At 61.5% G+C, this 19,658-nt stretch carries 10 protein-coding genes; 6 read left to right on the top strand and 4 right to left on the bottom strand.

All coding sequences use genetic code 11. The features are described 5' to 3' along the window. Positions 1 to 175: 175 nt before the first annotated feature. Positions 176 to 1,660, bottom strand: a complete 1,485-nt coding sequence (gene putP, locus ABV589_RS17435) for a sodium/proline symporter PutP (RefSeq protein ID WP_086794202.1) — start codon at positions 1,658 to 1,660, stop codon at positions 176 to 178. Positions 1,661 to 2,117: 457 nt separating this feature from the next. Here putP and putA point away from each other — a divergent pair, with 457 nt between their 5' ends. Together putA and ABV589_RS17425 are read left to right on the top strand one after the other, a co-directional pair. Beyond that, positions 2,118 to 6,071, top strand: a complete 3,954-nt coding sequence (gene putA, locus ABV589_RS17430) for a trifunctional transcriptional regulator/proline dehydrogenase/L-glutamate gamma-semialdehyde dehydrogenase (protein WP_367082734.1) — start codon at positions 2,118 to 2,120, stop codon at positions 6,069 to 6,071. 255 nt (positions 6,072 to 6,326) lie between these two features. Further along, positions 6,327 to 8,129 carry an acyl-CoA dehydrogenase gene (locus ABV589_RS17425; protein WP_367082733.1) on the top strand — a complete coding sequence of 601 codons (1,803 nt, stop codon included), beginning with the start codon at positions 6,327 to 6,329 and terminating at the stop codon, positions 8,127 to 8,129. A 91-nt stretch (positions 8,130 to 8,220) separates the two neighbouring features. Here the strand turns inward: ABV589_RS17425 and ABV589_RS17420 are convergent, their stop codons facing one another. The 3 genes from ABV589_RS17420 to ABV589_RS17410 all read right to left on the bottom strand — a co-directional run bounded on the left by ABV589_RS17420 (position 8,221) and on the right by ABV589_RS17410 (position 10,787). Next, positions 8,221 to 10,158, bottom strand: a complete 1,938-nt coding sequence (locus ABV589_RS17420) for a methyl-accepting chemotaxis protein (RefSeq protein WP_367082731.1) — start codon at positions 10,156 to 10,158, stop codon at positions 8,221 to 8,223. Between the two features lie 99 nt (positions 10,159 to 10,257). Beyond that, positions 10,258 to 10,560 (bottom strand): cell division protein ZapA, encoded by a 303-nt coding sequence (locus tag ABV589_RS17415; protein WP_095138056.1) that lies wholly within the window; start codon positions 10,558 to 10,560, stop codon positions 10,258 to 10,260. Beyond that, positions 10,557 to 10,787 (bottom strand): hypothetical protein, encoded by a 231-nt coding sequence (locus tag ABV589_RS17410; protein ID WP_007967306.1) that lies wholly within the window; start codon positions 10,785 to 10,787, stop codon positions 10,557 to 10,559. The genes ABV589_RS17415 and ABV589_RS17410 overlap by 4 nt, the downstream gene beginning before the upstream one ends. Positions 10,788 to 11,065: 278 nt before the next feature. Here ABV589_RS17410 and ABV589_RS17405 point away from each other — a divergent pair, with 278 nt between their 5' ends. From ABV589_RS17405 to selO, 4 genes are all read left to right on the top strand, one after another. After that, a complete protein-coding gene (locus tag ABV589_RS17405; protein WP_367082729.1) occupies positions 11,066 to 12,691 on the top strand; it encodes a methyl-accepting chemotaxis protein in 1,626 nt (541 codons plus the stop codon). Between the two features lie 318 nt (positions 12,692 to 13,009). Then, positions 13,010 to 14,752, top strand: a complete 1,743-nt coding sequence (locus ABV589_RS17400; RefSeq protein ID WP_367082727.1) for a potassium/proton antiporter — start codon at positions 13,010 to 13,012, stop codon at positions 14,750 to 14,752. Between the two features lie 34 nt (positions 14,753 to 14,786). Next, positions 14,787 to 18,140: a mechanosensitive channel MscK gene (gene mscK, locus ABV589_RS17395; RefSeq protein ID WP_367082725.1), complete on the top strand. Its 3,354-nt coding sequence runs from the start codon at positions 14,787 to 14,789 to the stop codon at positions 18,138 to 18,140. A gap of 48 nt (positions 18,141 to 18,188) precedes the next feature. Then, positions 18,189 to 19,652 (top strand): protein adenylyltransferase SelO, encoded by a 1,464-nt coding sequence (gene selO / locus ABV589_RS17390; protein WP_367082723.1) that lies wholly within the window; start codon positions 18,189 to 18,191, stop codon positions 19,650 to 19,652. The last annotated feature ends 6 nt before the right edge of the window (positions 19,653 to 19,658 follow it).

Here is a 19,658-nt window from a genome sequence, read left to right as displayed (position 1 = left end):
GGCTTGCCAGCGATGAGGCCGGCACATTCAACTTATTCGCTCACTGACACACCGCCATCGCTGGCAAGCCAGCTCCCACAGGGTTCTCCATGTTCTTGAGAAATCACAGACATAAAAAACGGCCCGCCTCCTTGTAGGAAACGGGCCGTTTTTCTGTGAGCCGCAGCTCAGTGCATCACTTGTTCAGGTGGAAATCTTTTTCCGCCGCTTCGAAGCGCTGCACCATGCCTTTGGTTGGCTCGCCCATTTTGCTGACGATGTAGATCGCCAGGCTGGCGAAGATGAAGCCCGGGATGATTTCGTACAGACCCATCACCTCGAAATGCTTCCACACCACCACGGTGATCGCGCCGACCAGGATGCCGGCCAGTGCGCCGTTGCGGGTCATGTCTTTCCAGATCACCGAGATCAGCACCACTGGGCCGAACGCGGCACCGAAACCGGCCCAGGCGTAGGACACCAGGCCCAGTACGCGGTTTTCCGGGTTGGCGGCCATGGCGATAGCGATCAGCGCCACCAGCAATACCATCGCGCGACCGACCCACACCAGTTCCACCTGGGAAGCGGATTTGCGCAGGAAGGTTTTGTAGAAGTCTTCGGTCAGGGCGCTCGAGCACACCAGCAACTGGCAGCTCAGGGTGCTCATCACAGCGGCGAGAATCGCCGACAGCAGGACACCGGCCACCCATGGGTTGAAGAGGATTTTCGCCAGCTCGATGAATACCCGCTCGTGGTTCTCGGTCACCGGACCGGCCACTTCCGGGTGCGCCGAGAAGTAGGCGATACCGAAGAAGCCCACGGCGACGGTGCCGCCCAGGCACAGGATCATCCAGGTCATGGAGATGCGACGGGCGTTGGCAATCGACTTCACCGAGTCAGCAGCCATGAAGCGCGCAAGGATGTGCGGTTGACCGAAGTAACCCAGACCCCAGCCCATCAGCGAGATGATGCCGATGAAGGTGGTGCCCTTGAGCATGTCGAAGTTGCTCGGGTCCTGAGCTTCGATGGCCAGGAACGTGGTATCGACGCCACCGGTGGCCAGTAGCACGATGATCGGCGTCAGCAGCAGGGCGAAGATCATCAGCGTGGCTTGTACGGTGTCAGTCCAGCTCACCGCGAGGAAACCGCCGACGAAGGTGTAGGCAATCGTCGCCGCAGCACCGGCCCACAGCGCCGTCTCGTAGGACATGCCGAAGGTGCTTTCGAACAGACGGGCGCCGGCCACGATGCCGGAAGCGCAGTAAATGGTGAAGAACACCAGAATCACCACCGCCGAGATGATGCGCAGCAGGCCGCTCTTGTCTTCGAAACGGCTGGAGAAATAGTCCGGCAGGGTCAGCGCATCACCGTTGTGCTCGGTCTGCACGCGCAGACGGCCGGCGACGAACAGCCAGTTCAGGTAGGCGCCGACGATCAGGCCGATGGCGATCCAGCTTTCGGACAGACCGGACATGTAGATGGCACCCGGCAGGCCCATCAACAACCAGCCACTCATGTCGGAAGCACCGGCAGACAGAGCCGTGACGACGCTGCCGAGGCTGCGGCCGCCAAGAATGTAGTCGGAAAGGTTGTTGGTGGAGCGATAGGCCATGAAGCCGATCAGCACCATTGCTGCGATGTAGATCACGAACGTGATCAGTGTTGGATTGCTTACGCTCATTAAGTTACGCCCTGGCTTTGTTTTTATGTTGCAGCGGTGATTGATCGTCCACAAACGACGACGTTTGGCAGACGAAACGGGATCCCGCGCATTTAGGACTGATGTTTCCCCAGGAAAGCCACCAGCCGATGCACCGGTTATTCCCGGTTGCACCTTGGGCGCGAATGCTATGCAACAAAGTAAAAAAGGTGCAACCAGTTTCTGGCGATTAAGTTGCACCTAGTCGGATATACCGATAAATACGCCGTTTTTGCTCCCTTTTAGCGCAGTTGCGTTGCTCTGCTAGAAGTAAAAGCACCAAGCAGGAGCGGCACTTCAGTACCAGAAAATAATTCCTGACGAAGCGTTTATTTTTCCGACAAAAAAAGGGTTGCACCCGGTTGCACCTCTTCCGGCGCACGGCTAATCTTGCCGCCAGCTGATGCCACGCAACTGTGGCAACCATGAGGATAAAAATATGGCTACCACCACCCTTGGGGTCAAACTCGATGACCCGACCCGCGAGCGCCTGAAGGCTGCCGCGACCTCGATTGATCGCACACCGCACTGGCTGATCAAGCAGGCAATTTTCAATTACCTGGAAAAACTCGAGGGTGGTGCAACCCTGACCGAGCTGAACGGCTTGACCGCCAAAGACACCGACGATGCCGGTGAAGTCCATACCGATCACGCCCACCAGTGCTTCCTTGAATTCGCTGAAAGCATCCTGCCGCAATCGGTACTGCGCGCCTCGATCACCGCTGCCTACCGTCGCCCTGAGCCGGAAGTGGTGCCAATGCTGATCGAGCAGGCGCGCCTGCCGTCACCGATGGCCGACGCCACCAACAAACTCGCTGCGACCATCGCGGAAAAACTGCGTAACCAGAAAAGTGCCGGCGGTCGTGCAGGCATTGTTCAGGGTCTCCTGCAGGAATTTTCGCTGTCGTCCCAGGAAGGCGTGGCACTGATGTGCCTGGCCGAAGCACTGCTGCGTATCCCGGACAAAGGCACTCGCGATGCACTGATCCGCGACAAGATCAGCACCGGCAACTGGCAGCCACACCTGGGCAACAGCCCGTCGCTGTTCGTCAACGCCGCCACTTGGGGTCTGCTGCTGACAGGCAAACTGGTGTCGACCCACAACGAAGCCGGCCTGACTTCGTCGCTGAGCCGAATCATCGGCAAGAGCGGCGAGCCGATGATCCGCAAGGGCGTCGACATGGCCATGCGTCTGATGGGCGAGCAGTTCGTCACCGGCGAAACCATCGCCGAAGCACTGGCCAACGCGAGCAAGTTCGAAGCCAAGGGCTTCCGCTATTCCTACGACATGCTCGGTGAAGCGGCACTCACCGAACACGACGCGCAGAAGTACCTGGCGTCGTACGAACAAGCCATCCACTCGATCGGCAAAGCCTCCCACGGCCGTGGGATTTATGAAGGCCCGGGCATTTCCATCAAGCTCTCGGCCCTGCACCCGCGTTACAGCCGTGCGCAGTACGAGCGCGTGATGGACGAGCTGTACCCGCGTCTGCTGTCGCTGACCCTGCTGGCCAAGCAATACGACATCGGCCTGAACATCGACGCCGAAGAAGCCGACCGTCTGGAGCTGTCGCTGGACCTGCTCGAGCGCCTGTGCTTCGAACCGCAACTGACCGGCTGGAACGGCATCGGCTTCGTGATTCAGGCTTACCAGAAGCGCTGCCCGTACGTGATCGACTACGTGATCGATCTGGCCCGCCGCAGCCGTCATCGCCTGATGATCCGTCTGGTGAAAGGTGCATACTGGGACAGCGAAATCAAACGCGCCCAGGTCGAAGGCCTGGAGGGCTATCCGGTCTACACCCGCAAGGTGTACACCGACGTTTCCTACATCGCCTGCGCGCGCAAACTGCTGTCGGTGCCGGAAGTCATCTACCCGCAATTCGCCACGCACAACGCCCACACCCTGTCGGCGATTTATCACATTGCCGGTCAGAACTATTACCCGGGCCAGTACGAATTCCAGTGCCTGCACGGCATGGGCGAACCGCTCTACGAGCAGGTTGTAGGTAAAGTTTCCGAAGGCAAGCTGAACCGTCCGTGCCGCGTGTACGCACCGGTCGGCACCCACGAAACCCTGCTGGCGTACCTGGTACGTCGTCTGCTGGAAAACGGCGCGAACACCTCGTTCGTCAACCGCATCGCCGACCAGTCGATTTCGATTCAGGAGCTGGTGGCCGATCCGGTGGCGCAGATCGAGCAGATGGCGACCGTAGAAGGTGGTTTCGGCCTGCCGCACCCACGCATTCCGCTGCCGCGTGACCTGTACGGCGCCGAGCGCGCCAACTCCGCCGGTATCGACATGGCCAACGAACATCGTCTGGCCTCGCTGTCCTGCGCCCTGCTCGCCACTGCGCACAACAACTGGAAAGCCGCGCCGATGCTCGGTTGCGATTCCAGCAACGAAGCCCCGGCGCCAGTGCTGAACCCGGCGGATCACCGCGACGTGGTCGGCCATGTGCAGGAAGCTACCGTCGAAGACGTCGACAACGCGATCCAGTGCGCACTCAATGCTGCGCCAATCTGGCAGGCCACCCCGCCAGCCGAGCGCGCGGCGATTCTGGAGCGTGCCGCCGACCTGATGGAAGGCGAGATCCAGCCGCTGATGGGCCTGCTGGCCCGTGAAGCCGGCAAGACCTTCGCCAACGCCATCGCCGAAGTGCGTGAAGCGGTCGATTTCCTGCGTTACTACGCGGTGCAGGCGCGCAATGATTTCAGCAATGACGCCCACCGCCCACTGGGCCCGGTGGTGTGCATCAGCCCGTGGAACTTCCCGCTGGCCATCTTCAGTGGTCAGGTCGCTGCCGCACTGGCCGCCGGTAACCCGGTACTGGCCAAACCGGCTGAGCAGACTCCGCTAGTCGCCGCGCAAGCCGTGCGCTTGCTGCTGGAAGCCGGGATTCCCGAAGGCGTGCTGCAACTGCTGCCGGGTCGCGGTGAAACCGTCGGTGCCGGTCTGGTCGGTGATGAGCGCGTCAAAGGCGTGATGTTCACCGGTTCCACCGAAGTCGCGCGCCTGCTGCAACGCAACATCGCTGGCCGTCTCGACAGCCAGGGCCGTCCGATTCCGCTGATCGCCGAAACCGGCGGGCAGAACGCGATGATCGTCGATTCTTCGGCGCTGACCGAACAAGTGGTAATCGACGTGGTGTCCTCGGCCTTCGACAGCGCCGGTCAGCGTTGCTCGGCCCTGCGCGTACTGTGCCTGCAGGAAGATTCCGCAGACCGTGTCATCGAAATGCTCAAAGGCGCGATGGCTGAAAGCCGCCTCGGCAACCCTGAGCGCCTGTCCGTGGACATTGGCCCGGTGATCGACGCCGAAGCCAAGGCCGGCATCGACAAGCACATCCAGGGCATGCGCGATAAAGGTCGCAGCGTCTATCAGGTGGCTATCGCTGACAGCGAAGAAGTCAAACGCGGCACCTTCGTCATGCCGACCCTGATCGAGCTGGAAAGCTTCGACGAGCTGCAACGCGAGATCTTCGGCCCGGTGTTGCACGTGGTGCGCTACAAGCGCAAGGACATCGACCAGTTGATCGGCCAGATCAATGCGTCCGGTTATGGCCTGACCCTCGGCGTGCACACCCGTATCGACGAGACCATCGCCAAGGTGATCGACAACGTCAACGCCGGTAACGTCTACGTCAACCGCAACATCGTCGGTGCCGTGGTCGGCGTGCAGCCATTCGGCGGCGAAGGCCTGTCGGGTACTGGTCCGAAGGCCGGTGGTCCGCTGTACCTGTACCGTTTGCTGTCGACGCGTCCTACTGACGCCATCGAACAATCCTTCGCTCGCGGTGATGCGCTCGTCGCCCCGGACGTGCGTCTGCGTGAGGCCATGAGCAAACCGCTGAACGCTTTCAAGGCCTGGGCCGAGAGCAACCAGTACGCCGAACTGAGCGCCCTGTGCGTGCAGTACGCCGCCCAGTCGCAAAGCGGCATCACCCGTGTGCTGGCCGGCCCGACCGGCGAGAAGAACAGCTACGCGATCCTGCCGCGTGAACACGTGCTGTGCCTGGCGGAAGTAGAAGGCGATCTGCTGACCCAACTGGCGGCGGTATTGGCGGTCGGTGGTTCGGCGGTATGGCCGGAGTCCGACATCAGCAAGGCATTGTTCGCACGCCTGCCGAAGGACGTTCAGGCGCGGATCAAACGGGTTGCCGACTGGCACAAGGATGAAGTGGTGTTTGATGCGGTGCTGCATCACGGCCATTCCGACCAGTTGCGTGGCGTGTGCCAGCAGATTGCCAAGCGTGCCGGTGCGATTGTCGGGGTTCAGGGCCTGTCCCAGGGCGAGACCAACATTGCGCTGGAGCGTCTGGTGATCGAGCGGGCGTTGAGCGTCAACACGGCGGCGGCGGGTGGTAATGCCAGCCTGATGACTATCGGTTAATACCGATACCCGGGCAGCCGCAATGGCTGCCCGGTACGCCAGACCCTGTGGGAGCTGGCTTGCCAGCGATAGCGATGTGTCAGCCAGCATTAATGCTAACTGATCTGCCGCCATCGCTGGCAAGCCAGCTCCCACAGTGGTTTTGGTGTTTGCAAAGTTCTTGATGGGCCCCAACATCACCGTCATCAATCATCGTATTCAGCCTTTATCAGGCAGCCTAGACTCGGCCCAACCCCAAATTTCAGGTAGGCCGCCATGTCCGAGACGTTGCTCAGTTCCCGTAATCTGGCTTTCGAGCTGTACGAAGTCCTCGATGCCGAGGGCCTGACCCGGCGTGAGCGCTTTGCCGAACACAACCGCGAGACTTTCGACGCGGCCATTGGCACTGCGCGCAGCATTGCCGAGAAATACTTCGCGCCGCACAACCGCAAGGGCGACGAGAACGAGCCGCGCTACGAAAATAGTCAGGCGGTTCTGATCCCGGAAGTGAAACCGGCGGTGGACGCATTCCTCGAGGCCGGCTTCCTCAATGCCGCGCGCAGCTTCGAAGCCGGCGGCATGCAACTGCCGACGTTGCTGTCGCAAGCGTGCTTCGCGCACTTTCAAGCGGCGAACGCGGCGACCACGTCCTACCCGTTCCTGACCATGGGCGCGGCCAACCTGATCGAAAGTTTTGGCAGCGCCGAGCAGAAACAGCGCTTCCTGCAACCGATGATCGACGGCCGCTTCTTCGGCACCATGGCCCTCACCGAACCCCACGCCGGCTCCTCGCTGTCGGATATCCGTACCCGCGCCGAGCCGGCGCCCGACGGCACTTATCGCCTCAAGGGCAACAAGATCTTCATTTCCGGCGGCGATCACCCGCTGTCGGAAAACATCGTGCACATGGTTCTGGCCAAGCTGCCGGACGCTCCGCCGGGGGTGAAGGGAATTTCGCTGTTCATCGTGCCGAAGTTTCTGGTCAACGCTGACGGCAGCCTCGGCCAGCGCAACGATGTGCTGCTGGCCGGTTTGTTCCACAAGATGGGCTGGCGCGGCACCACCTCCACGGCACTGAACTTCGGCGATAACGGCGAGTGTGTCGGCTATCTGGTGGGCAAGCCGCACCATGGCTTGAGCTATATGTTCCAGATGATGAATGAGGCGCGGATCGGCGTCGGCATGGGCGCGGTGATGCTCGGTTACGCCGGCTACCTGTACTCGCTGGAATATGCCCGCGAACGCCCGCAAGGCCGAGTGCCGGACAGCAAGGATCCGAGCACGGCGCCGGTAGCGATCATTCAGCACGCCGATGTCAGACGCATGCTGCTGACGCAAAAGTCCTACGTCGAGGGTGCCTTCGATCTCGGTTTGTACGCGGCGCGGCTGTTCGATGACACCACCACGCTGGAAACCGAAGCCGAGCGCAAACAGGCCCATGAGCTGCTGGACTTGCTGACGCCGATCGTCAAATCCTGGCCGTCGGAGTTCTGCCTGAAGGCCAACGAACTGGCGATCCAGATTCTCGGCGGTCACGGTTACACCCGTGAGTATCCGGTGGAGCAGTATTACCGCGACAACCGTTTGAACCCGATCCACGAAGGCACCCACGGTATCCAGTCGCTGGACTTGCTTGGGCGCAAACTGGCGCAGAACGGCGGCGCGGGTCTCAAGCAATTGATCCGTCTGATCGCCAACACCGCCGAGCGCGCGACCGCGTACGAATCGTTAACGGCATTGCGTGAGCCACTGGAGCAACTGGTGGCGCGCCTGCAAACGGTGACCATTGGTTTGCTGACCGATCTGGCGCAGGGCAAGGTCAACAGCAGCCTGGCGAATTCGGCGCTGTACCTGAAAGTGTTCGGGCACACGGTGATTGGCTGGCGCTGGCTGGAGCAGGCGATTCGGGCTGAGGAAGGCTTGGCCAAAGGCAATGCGGTGGATGCTGACTTCTATAAGGGCAAGTTGCAGGCAGCGCGGTACTTCCTGACGTGGGAAGTGCCGGGTTGTCATCATGAATTGGCGTTGCTGGAGGCGCGGGATGATACGTGCCTGGCGATGCGGGATGGGTGGTTCTAAAAGCAAAAGATCGCAGCCTTCGGCAGCTCCTACAGGGAACGCATTCCCATGTAGGAGCTGCCGAAGGCTGCGATCTTTTGATCTTGATCCTTTAGCTCAGCTTGAACCCACCCATCTGCCTTGCCAGATCATCCGCCAACCGCTGCAACATCTGACAATCCTCACGACAGGCGCGAACCTCCCCCGCCGTGGCCCGGGCCAGATCGGAAATCCCCTGCACGTTGCGGTTGATCTCTTCAGTCACCGCCGACTGTTCTTCCGTCGCGGTCGCAACCTGATGGTTCATGTCACTGATGCGTTCGACCTGCCCGGTGATCGCGGTCAGGGAGGCGCCGGTACGCTGGCTCGATTCAACCCCGGTGCCGGTCGCCGCCTGCCCGGTGCGCATCGATGACACGGCATTCTCGGCGCCTTGTTTGAGGCTGCCGATCATTTGCTGGATTTCATCGGTAGACGCCTGAGTCCTGCGCGCCAAAGTGCGCACTTCATCCGCCACCACGGCAAACCCGCGCCCCATATCTCCGGCGCGCGCCGCTTCAATCGCCGCGTTGAGCGCCAGCAAGTTGGTCTGCTCGGATACCCCGCGAATCACCGCCAGCACCGAATCGATCGACGCCACCTGATGCGCCAGCTCACCGACCGCGCCGGCCGCCACGCCAATCTCATCGGACATGCTTTCTATATGACGGATCGAGCCGCCGACCACTTCCCGTGCCTGCAGCGCTTCATCCCGCGCGGTTTGCGAAGCCAGCGCGGCGTTGCCGGCGTTCTGCGCAATTTCCTGCACGGTCAGGCCCATCTCATGCACCGCCGTGGCGACCATGTCGGTCATTTCCTGCTGGCGCCCGGAGCGTTCGGCGGTGTTTTCCACCACTTTCGCCACTTGGCCGACTGCTGTGCGCAGACGCTCGCTGGTGGTCAGCACTTCGCCAATCAGCCCGCGCTGGCTGTCGAGGAAACGGTTGAATCCCCGGGCCAGATCGCCCAGTTCATCGGCGCGGCTGGAATCTAACCGATGGGTCAAATCTCCACCGCCGCTACCGATTGCTACCAGCGCGGCTGTTACCTGACGAATCGGGCGCACCAGCCCCTGGGCCAGCCACACCACCAGCGCCAGGCAGACAAGCGCCACCGCCAGACCGATGCCACCGCTCATCCACATCGCCTTGCGGGCTTCGGCGTAGATTTGCGACTGCGGCACTTCGGCCACCAGCGTCCAGCCCAGATCGCGCAGCGGCAGGCTGAAGGCGAGGAAGTCTTCGCCATCGCGCTGGAAGGAACTGCTGGTGGCAACTTTTTGACCCATGACCGCTTGCGCCGCTGACGCACCGATCTGCTCCGTGAGGGTGCGCTTGCCACTGAACTGCGCCTCGGGATGGACCTGGATCAAACCGTCGGAACGCACGAGATAGACCTTGCCGCGCTCGCCAAAGCTGAAATTGTGGATCAGCTCCGACAGCTCGTTCATGCTCAGGCCCAGCCCGGCCACGCCGACCACTTTGCCGGCCTGTTCGACCTTCAAGTCGATGAACAGCGCCAATTCTCCGGTGGCGCCATCGTTGTCGATATTCAGGGTGCGCGGCTGATGGCTGTCGAGGAAGGAATAGAACCAGGCATCCGCCGGTTTGGCCCGACTGAGGGTGCGGTCGAGGCCTTTTTCGGTGATGTAGTGATTGGATTCGGTGCCGATGATCAGCGCGGTGAAAGCTTTATGTTCGGCGCGGATGCCTTCCAGATACTGCGCGAAGGCCGCTGTTTTGCTGCTGTCTTCACCCGAGGCCAGCCAGTCGCGCACCATGCTGTTGCTGGCGATGTCTTTGGCGGCGGTCAGCGGCTGGACGAGGATGCGTTCGATGTCGTTGCGCGTCGCTTCGATGCTCGACGGCAGCGCTTGTTCGACCAGATAGCTCTGGGCGAGGCGGTTGACCACCAGGGTATAAATGCCAACCACGATCAGGATGCTGACCAGCAGGGCGGTGCCCATGCTGAGAATCAGCTGCCATTGAATACTGCGTCGCCACAACTGCATGGAGCACCCCCAAAGAATAAGTGGCCGAAACAATGCAACAGCCGTGCCGATTGTATACAACCTGATCGACAATCTATTCTTTGGTTGTGCGCAACCCCATCAGCCCTGATTGATGGTCTTGGCGATGGTGTCGACCGTGGCGCTGACTTGCTCTTGGTAACGGTCGAGTTCTTCCTGATGCTGCTTCTTCATTTCGATCTGCTGCGAGCACAGGTTCATCGCAGCCAGCACCAGCAAGCGGTCACCGATCAGCGTCGGGTATTTGCGTTTGGTGTCGGCCAGTGCGGCCTTGAGCATCAGTGCGGCGTCCAGCAGGGTCTGTTCTTCCCCGGCCGGTGCCTTGATCGAATAGTCCTCCCCGAGAATGGAGATGACTTTTACCCCTGCGGTGCCATGGTTCATGCGCTGACAGGACCTGCGTTGACGCGATCAACCAGAGCCTGGATGCGCGCTGCGGTGGCGCCGTGCTTCTCTTCCTGTTCCATCAGGCTCAGTTGCAGGCTTTCGTTTTCATCCTTGGCCTGGGCCAGTTCCGTGGACAGGGTCTGGTTGGTTTGCGCAAGGGTCTGGTTCTGTTGCACCAGGTCGCTGACGAGCTGTTCCAATTGGCTGAGGGATGCTTCCAACATTTTGATCTTCCAAGCGTTTTTCAAAGGGCGCGTACGATAAAGAAAAGTCACTGCGGATGCCAGGGTTATACCGGCGCAAGGCCTTGATTTTCCTGGCGGCCGACCGTTCTCGCGAGTTTAAAAGACTGTGATCTGCCGATCTGGTTCCTGCACTTCGTCGCCCCGGGCCCCATGCGACAAATACGCACAGCGCCTCAAGACTTTAGTCGTATGACCGATAAGTCATCCATTCAGCCGTCTCAGCCCGCATGGATGCGGCCCTTTCTGGTATCCGCGCCATGTCCCTTCGCAATATGAATATCGCCCCCCGGGCGTTCACCGGTTTCGCCCTGATCGGCGGCCTGATGCTGATTCTCGGTGTGTTCGCCCTGAACCAGATGAGCAAAATCCGTGCAGCTGGCGAAGACATCGCCACTGCCAGCGTGCCATCGGTCAAGGCCGTTGATGAATTCACTCAACTGACGCTGCGCCTACGGGTGCTGTCGTATCGGTTGCTGATCAACCGCGAACCGGACGTGCAGCAGAAAACCATCGAGCTGTTCGAGTTGCGCAACCGGCAGATCGCCGACGCTCAGCGTGCCTATGAGCCATTGATCGATGGCCCGCAGGAGCGCGCGGCCTACGACCAGTACGTGCAGCTCCTGGCTCAGTACCGTCAACTCGAAGAGCGGATGAAAACCCTGTCGCGCAACAATCAGATCGATGAGCTGCGGCAGATGCTCAACTCGGACCTGCTGAGTAACTCGGAAGCGGTGAACACCGCCCTGGCGCGCCTGCTTGAAATCAACACCCAGCAAATCGCCGAGACGAATCAAGGTGCAGCCAACCAGTACTCGATGTCCTTCAATCTGGTCGTGACGCTTCTGCTGATCGCCACCGGCCTGACCTTCCTGTTCGCCTGGCTGCTGACCATCAGCATCACCAAGCCGATCTCCAAAGCACTGGACGCGGCGGAAACCATTGCCGAAGGCAACCTGACCCAGCCGATCCACGTCGACGGCAGCGACGAAGCCGGGCGTCTGCTGGCGGCCATGGCCAAGATGCAATCGAAGCTGCGCGACACCTTGCAGCGCATCTCCGGCTCGGCCACCCAGCTTGCGTCTGCGGCGGAAGAACTGAACAGCGTCACCGACGAAAGCGCCCGTGGCCTGACCCAGCAGAACAACGAAATCGAACAGGCCGCCACCGCCGTCAATGAAATGACCAGCGCCGTGGAAGAAGTCGCCCGCAACGCGGTCAGCACTTCGGAAGCCTCGAAGAACGCCACCACCTCGGCGGGCGATGGCCGCGATCTGGTGCAGGAAACCGTCAGCGCCATCGAACGCATGAGCGCCGATGTGCAGAGCACGGCGAGCCTGATCGGTGATCTGGCGAATGAATCCCGCGACATCGGCAAGGTGCTGGACGTGATTCGTGGCCTGGCCGATCAGACCAACCTGCTGGCCCTGAACGCAGCGATTGAAGCGGCGCGTGCCGGTGAAGCCGGCCGTGGTTTTGCCGTGGTGGCCGATGAGGTTCGTGCCCTGGCGCATCGTACCCAGCAGTCGACCAGCGAAATCGAACGGATGATCGGCAGCATCCAGAGCGGCACCGAACACGCCGTGGATTCGATGCGCAACAGCACCGAGCGCGCCGAATCGACCCTGAACATCGCCCGTGGCGCCGGGATGTCGCTGGACACCATCAACACCGCGATTGTCGAAATCAACGAGCGCAACCTGGTGATCGCCAGCGCCGCCGAAGAGCAGGCGCAAGTGGCCCGCGAAGTGGATCGCAACCTGGTGAACATCCGCGACCTGTCGGTGCAATCGGCCACCGGCGCGAATCAGACCAGTGCGGCGAGCAACGAGCTGTCGCGCCTGGCACTGGATCTGAACAATATGGTCGGGCGCTTCAGCCTGTAACGACATATACCTTGAAGTAAATGAACTTTCTGTGGCGAGGGAGCTTGTCGAGTCGTCGCACCGTCCCGCTCGGCTGCGCAGCAGTCGCAATCCAGCCATCGCGTCTGCTCTGAAAAAACCGTAGCGCCTGATTTTTTGGGGCGCTGCGCACCCCAGCGGGAGCAAGCTCCTTCGCCACAGTCATCACATGCCGCACCTTCTGTGTGATCACGCGGTAAAAAGCTTTTTGACAGCATCACATTTCAACAGGTTAGAATCGCTGGCACGCAGACTGCATGGTCAGTTTGTGCCCGTCTTTACGCTTCTGGAGTACTGCCTTTGAATGCGACGACCATCAACAGCCTGTTCTTGATCGGCGCGTTGCTGGTAGGTGCGAGCATTCTTGTCAGCTCACTTTCCTCCCGTCTCGGCATCCCCATTCTGGTGATCATTCTCGCGGTCGGCATGACCGCCGGGGTCGATGGCGGCGGGATCATTTTCGATAACTACCCGACGGCCTATCTGGTCGGCAACCTCGCACTGGCGGTGATCCTCCTCGACGGTGGCTTGCGCACTCGCGTTTCGAGTTTCCGCGTGGCCCTGTGGCCGGCACTGTCGCTGGCGACGGTCGGGGTGCTGATCACCACGGGGCTGACCGGCATGGCCGCCGCCTGGCTGTTCGACCTGAACCTGATTCAGGGCCTGCTGATCGGCGCGATTGTCGGTTCCACGGACGCCGCCGCGGTGTTCTCGCTGCTCGGCGGCAAGGGCCTCAACGAACGGGTGACCGCCAGCCTGGAAATCGAATCCGGCAGTAACGACCCGATGGCGGTGTTCCTCACCGTAACCCTGATCGACATGCTCGCCAGCGGCCAGACCGGCCTGCACTGGAGCCTGCTGACTCACCTGATCCGCGAGTTCGGCATCGGCGGCGTGATCGGTCTGGGTGGCGGCTGGCTGATGCTGCAACTGGTCAACCGGATCAACCTCGCCACCGGCCTGTACCCGATTCTGGTGATCGCCGGCGGCCTGGTGGTGTTCGCTTTGACCAACGCCCTGCACGGCAGCGGCTTCCTCGCGGTGTACCTGTGCGGTCTGGTGATCGGCAACCGCCCGGTGCGCAGCCGTCACGGCATTCTGCACATGCTCGACGGCATGGCGTGGCTGGCGCAGATCGGCATGTTCCTCGTGCTGGGACTGCTGGTCACCCCGCATGATTTGCTGCCGATTGCCCTGCCCGCTCTCGGTCTGGCGTTATGGATGATTCTGTTCGCCCGGCCGCTGTCGGTGCTGGTCGGCCTGCTGCCGTTCAAGGCGTTCCACGGCCGCGAGAAAGCCTTTATTTCCTGGGTCGGCCTGCGCGGCGCGGTACCGATCATTCTCGCAGTGTTTCCGTTGATGGCCGGGCTGCCGAATGCGCAGCTGTACTTCAACCTCGCGTTCTTCATCGTGCTGGTGTCGCTGCTGGTGCAGGGCACAAGCCTGCCGTGGGTCGCCAAACTGCTCAAGGTGACGGTGCCGCCGGAGCCTGCGCCGATCTCCCGTTCGGCGCTGGAAGTGCACATCACCAGTGAGTGGGAGCTGTTCGTCTACAAGCTCGGCGCGGAGAAATGGTGCATCGGTTCGCCCCTGCGCGAGCTGAAAATGCCCGAAGGCACCCGTATCGCCGCGCTGTTTCGTGGTCAGCAACTGCTCCATCCGTCGGGTAGTACGGTGCTGGAAGTCGATGATTTACTGTGTGTTATCGGCCATGAACACAACTTGCCGGCGCTCGGAAAACTGTTCAGCCAGGCGCCGCAACGCGGTCTGGATCTGCGCTTCTTCGGCGACTTCGTGCTCGAAGGAAACGCCCAGCTTAAAGCGGTTGCAGCGCTTTACGGGTTGCCGGCCGAGGGCATCGATCCGGACATGACCCTGGGCGAGTTCATTGCGCACAAAGTCGGTGGCGCACCGATCGTGGGTGACCAGGTGGAATGGAACAACACCCACTGGACGGTTGCGGTCATGGACGGGAACAAGATCGGCAAAGTGGGCGTCAGATTCCCCGAAGGAAGTCGCCCGGGCCCCGGGCTCTTCCTCTAAACTGCGTCCACTCTCACTTGCTTGACCGGTCTCTATGCCTACCCTGCGCTCCTTCTTTTTTGCGGCCCTGCTGGGCCTGAGTCTTTCCGTCGGCCCGCTGTACGCCGCCGAACCGCCATCCAGCGAAGCCGTGCAGGCCAGCCTGGACAAATTGGCCGACAGCAAACTGCCGGATGCCGATAAAAAGAGCCTGCAAACGGTCCTGCAAAACACGCTCAATCAGCTCAACAGCCGGCGTGATTACGACCAGAAACTGATCGACCTCAAGCAGCAACTGGCCTCTGCCCCTCGGCAGACCATTGAGAACACCCGCGAACTGGCACGCCTCAAGGCCACGGCGGTAGTGCCGGTGGCGCAGCGCTTCAGCAAAGAGTCGATCCAGCAGCTGGAGCAGATCCTCACGGATCGCTCGACCCAGCAAAGCGATCTGCAAAAAGCCCTGGCCGATGCCAACAGCCTGATCATCACCGCGCAGACCCGCCCCGAGCGTGCGCAGGCGGAAATCTCCGCCAGCCAGACGCGCATCCAGCAGATCAATAACATCCTCAAGTCCGGCAAGGACAGCGGCAAGACTGTCAGTGCCGAACAGCGCGACCAGCTGAATGCGGAACTCGCCGCGCTGAACGCGTTGATCCCGCTGCGCCGTCAGGAACTGGCCGGCAACAGCCAGTTGCAGGATCTGGGCAACAGCCAGCATGACCTGCTCTCGGAGAAAGCCGACCGCCTCGACCGCGAGATCCAGGAACTGCAGACGCTGATCAACCAGAAGCGTCTGGCGCAGTCGCAGGAAACCGTCACCCAGCAATCGATCGAAGCGCAAAAGGCCGGCGGCAGCAGCCTGCTCGCCACTGAGAGCGCCGCCAACCTCAAGCTTTCCGACTACCTGCTCAAGAGCACCGACCGCCTCAACGAAGTCACCCAGCAGAACCTGCAGACCAAACAGCAACTCGACAGCCTGACCCAGAGCGACTCCGCCCTCGACGAGCAGATCAACGTGCTCAAGGGCAGCCTGCTGCTGTCGAAGATTCTCTATAAGCAGAAGCAGGCTTTGCCGCGACTCAAGGTCGACCGCGATCTGGCGGACCAGATCGCCGATATTCGTCTGTATCAGTTCGAAGTCAGCCAGCAACGCGAACTGCTGAGCAACCCGGCGACCTACGTCGACAACCTGCTTTCCACTCAACCGCCGGAGCAAGTCACCCCGCAACTGCGCAAAAGCCTGCTGGATCTGGCCAACACCCGCGCCGACCTGCTGGAGCGTCTGAATCGCGAACTGAGTGCGGTGCTCAACGAGTCGATCACCCTGCAGCTCAACCAGAAGCAACTGCTGAGCACTGCGCAAAGCCTGCGCGCGACCCTCGACGAGCAGATGTTCTGGATTCCCAGCAACAAGCCACTGGACGCTGAATGGATTCGCAGCGTGCCGGAGCGCCTCAAGCGCCAGATCGACACCCTGCCGCTGGCCTCGAGCCTGAGCGAGCTGACCGATGGCCTGACCCAGCGCCCGTTGCTGTTCCTGCCACTGGCCCTGCTGATCGGCGCTCTGCTGTGGCGGCGCAAGGCGCTGTACGCGCGGTTGAACAAGGTTCACCAGGACATCGGGCACTTCAAGCGTGACAGCCAGTGGCACACGCCGCAGGCGATCCTGATCAACATTCTGCTGGCGATGCCGGTGGCGCTGGGTCTGGGCCTGTGCGGTCTGGCCCTGCAGATCGATGCCCGCGGGCAGAACGCCAACATGGGCGCGGCGTTGCTGCAAATGGGTCAGGCGTGGCTGGTGTTCTACACCGCCTACCGGATTCTCTCGCCGGGCGGCGTGGCCGAGTTGCATTTCCGCTGGGACAAGCCGCAGGTCGAGTTCCTGCAGGGCTGGATCCGTCGCCTCGGGCTGGTGGTGATGGCGCTGGTGACCGTGGTGGCCGTCGCCGAGCTGCAACCGGCGGCGCTGGCTGACGACGTGCTCGGCATGCCGGTGGTATTGACCTGCTACGCCCTGATGGCGTGGCTGCTCAGCCGTCTGCTGATCAGCAGCCCGGCGCACGAAAACACCTCGCTGTTCCGCAAGGCCGTCGGCGTGATGTTCACCCTGCTGCCGATCGCCCTGTTCGTCGCGGTGTGCTTCGGCTACTACTACACCGCGCTGAAACTCAGCGACCGGTTGATCAACACCCTGTACCTGCTGATGTTCTGGCTGGTGATCGAAGCCACCTTCGTCCGTGGCTTGGCGGTCGCCGCACGGCGTCTGGCCTACCAGCGCGCCCTGGCCAAGCGTCAGGCGGCCAAAGAGGCCGGCGACGGCGAAGCGGTGATCGAAGAGCCGACGCTGGATATCGAAAAGGTCAACGAACAGTCCCTGCGCCTGATCCGTCTGGCCCTGCTCGGCGGCTTCATCGCCGCGCTGTACTGGGTCTGGGCTGACCTGATTTCGGTGTTCTCGTACCTCGACAACATTACCCTTTACGAATACACCAGCGGCACCGGCGCCAACATGAGCATGGTGCCGATCAGCATCGGCGACATGCTCGGCGCGCTGATCATCATCGGCATCACGTTCGCCCTGGCGCGCAACCTGCCGGGTCTGCTGGAAGTGTTCGTGCTGTCGAAACTCAATCTGGCCCAGGGCAGCGCCTACGCGACCACCACGCTGCTGTCGTACGTGATCGCCGGCGTCGGTTTCGTCTCGGCCCTGTCGACCCTCGGCGTCAGCTGGGACAAGCTGCAGTGGCTGGTGGCGGCGCTGTCGGTGGGCCTCGGTTTCGGTATGCAGGAGATCTTCGCCAACTTCATCTCCGGCATCATGATCCTGTTCGAACGCCCGGTGCGGATCGGCGACACCATCACCATCGGCAACCTGTCGGGCACGGTGAGCAAGATCCGCATCCGCGCCACGACCATCACCGACTTCGACCGCAAGGACATCATTGTCCCGAACAAGACGTTCATCACCGGGCAACTGATCAACTGGTCGCTGACCGACACCATCACCCGGGTCACCCTGAAACTCGGCGTGGACTACGGCTCCGACCTCGATCTGGTCAAGGAACTGCTGCTCAAGGCTGCCCGGGAAAACCCGCGCGTGCTCAAAGAGCCCGAGCCGCACGTGTACTTCCTCAACTTCGGCGAAAGCACCCTCGACCACGAACTGCGCATGCACGTGCGTGACCTTGGCGACCGTAACCCGGTGATCGACGAAGTGAACCGCTTCATCAACCGCGAGTTCAAGAAGCAGCACATCAACATCTCGTTCCGGCAGATGGAGGTGTACCTGAAAAACCTTCATGGCCAGGAATACAAATTGGTGCCGATCGAGGACGAGAGCAAAACCACCGTGCCGATCAGTGGCGAGCAAAAGCCGCTGCAAGAGCCGCCGCCGGCCAAACTCGACTAACCGGTCTGATCCCAGCAGAATGCTCGGACATTCTGCTGGAGCCGGCCCGTGAAAGCCCTCGACGAACTGACCTTCGACAATCGCTTCGCCCGCCTGGGCGATGCGTTCTCCGCCCACGTGCTGCCCGAGCCGATCGACAACCCGCGTCTGGTCGTCGCCAGCCCCGCCGCGCTGGCCCTGCTCGATCTCGACCCGACAACGGCTGACACTCAAGAATTTGCCGAGCTGTTCGGCGGCCACAAGTTGTGGGCCGATGCCGAGCCACGGGCGATGGTTTATTCCGGGCACCAGTTTGGCGGCTACACCCCGCAACTGGGCGATGGTCGCGGGTTGCTGCTCGGCGAGGTCTACAACAACGCCGGCGAACACTGGGACCTGCATCTGAAGGGCGCCGGACAGACGCCGTTTTCGCGCATGGGCGATGGCCGCGCGGTATTGCGCTCGTCGATCCGTGAATTCCTCGCCTCCGAGGCGCTGCACGCGCTGAACATCCCGTCTTCCCGGGCCACCTGCGTGATTGGCTCCGACACTCCGGTATGGCGTGAAAAGCAGGAACGCGCGGCGATGGTGCTGCGTCTGGCGCCGAGCCACATCCGCTTCGGCCACTTCGAATACTTCTACTACACCAAGCGTCCCGAGCAGCAGAAGCAGCTCGGCGAACATGTATTGGCGATGCACTTCCCCGAATGCCTGGAGCAGCCGGAACCGTATCTGGCGATGTTCCGCGAGATCGTCGAGCGCAATGCCAAACTGATCGCCAAGTGGCAGGCCTACGGCTTCTGTCACGGGGTGATGAACACCGACAACATGTCGATCCTCGGCATCACCTTCGACTTCGGCCCGTTCGCTTTCCTCGACGATTTCGACGCCCACTTCATCTGCAACCACTCGGATGATCAGGGCCGTTACTCGTTCAGCAACCAAGTGCCGATCGGCCAGTGGAACCTCAGCGCACTGGCCCAGGCCCTGACGCCGTTCATCAGCGTCGAAGCCCTGCGCGAAACCCTCGGTTTGTACCTGCCGCTGTTCCAGGCGCACTACCTGGACCTGATGCGCCGCCGCCTCGGTTTCACCAGCGCCGAAGATGACGACCAGAAACTGCTCGAAGACCTGCTGCAACTGATGCAGAACAGCGGCGTCGACTACACGCTGTTCTTCCGCCATCTCGGCGAAGAGTCAGCAGAACAGGCTGTCGCCCGCTTGCGCGATGACTTCGTCGACATCAAAGGCTTCGATGCCTGGGGCGAGCGCTACGTGGCGCGGGTTGCCCGCGATGGTGACAGCGATCAGGAACAACGCCGCACACGGATGCACGCGGTCAATCCGCTGTACATCCTGCGCAACTACCTGGCGCAAAAAGCCATCGACGCCGCCGAACAAGGCGACTACTCCGAGGTGCGCCGGCTGCATGCGGTGCTAAGCAAACCGTTCGACGAACAGCCGGGGATGGAAGGTTACGCCGAGCGGCCGCCGGAGTGGGGCAAGCATCTGGAGATCAGTTGTTCGTCTTGAAGCAGA

Origin of the sequence: Pseudomonas sp. HOU2 (genome assembly GCF_040729435.1) — a bacterium.
In the GTDB taxonomy this organism is placed as follows: Bacteria; Pseudomonadota; Gammaproteobacteria; order Pseudomonadales; family Pseudomonadaceae; genus Aquipseudomonas.
The sequence above is the reverse complement of the archived record's forward strand: the minus strand, read 5'-3'. Positions and strand labels throughout refer to the sequence as shown.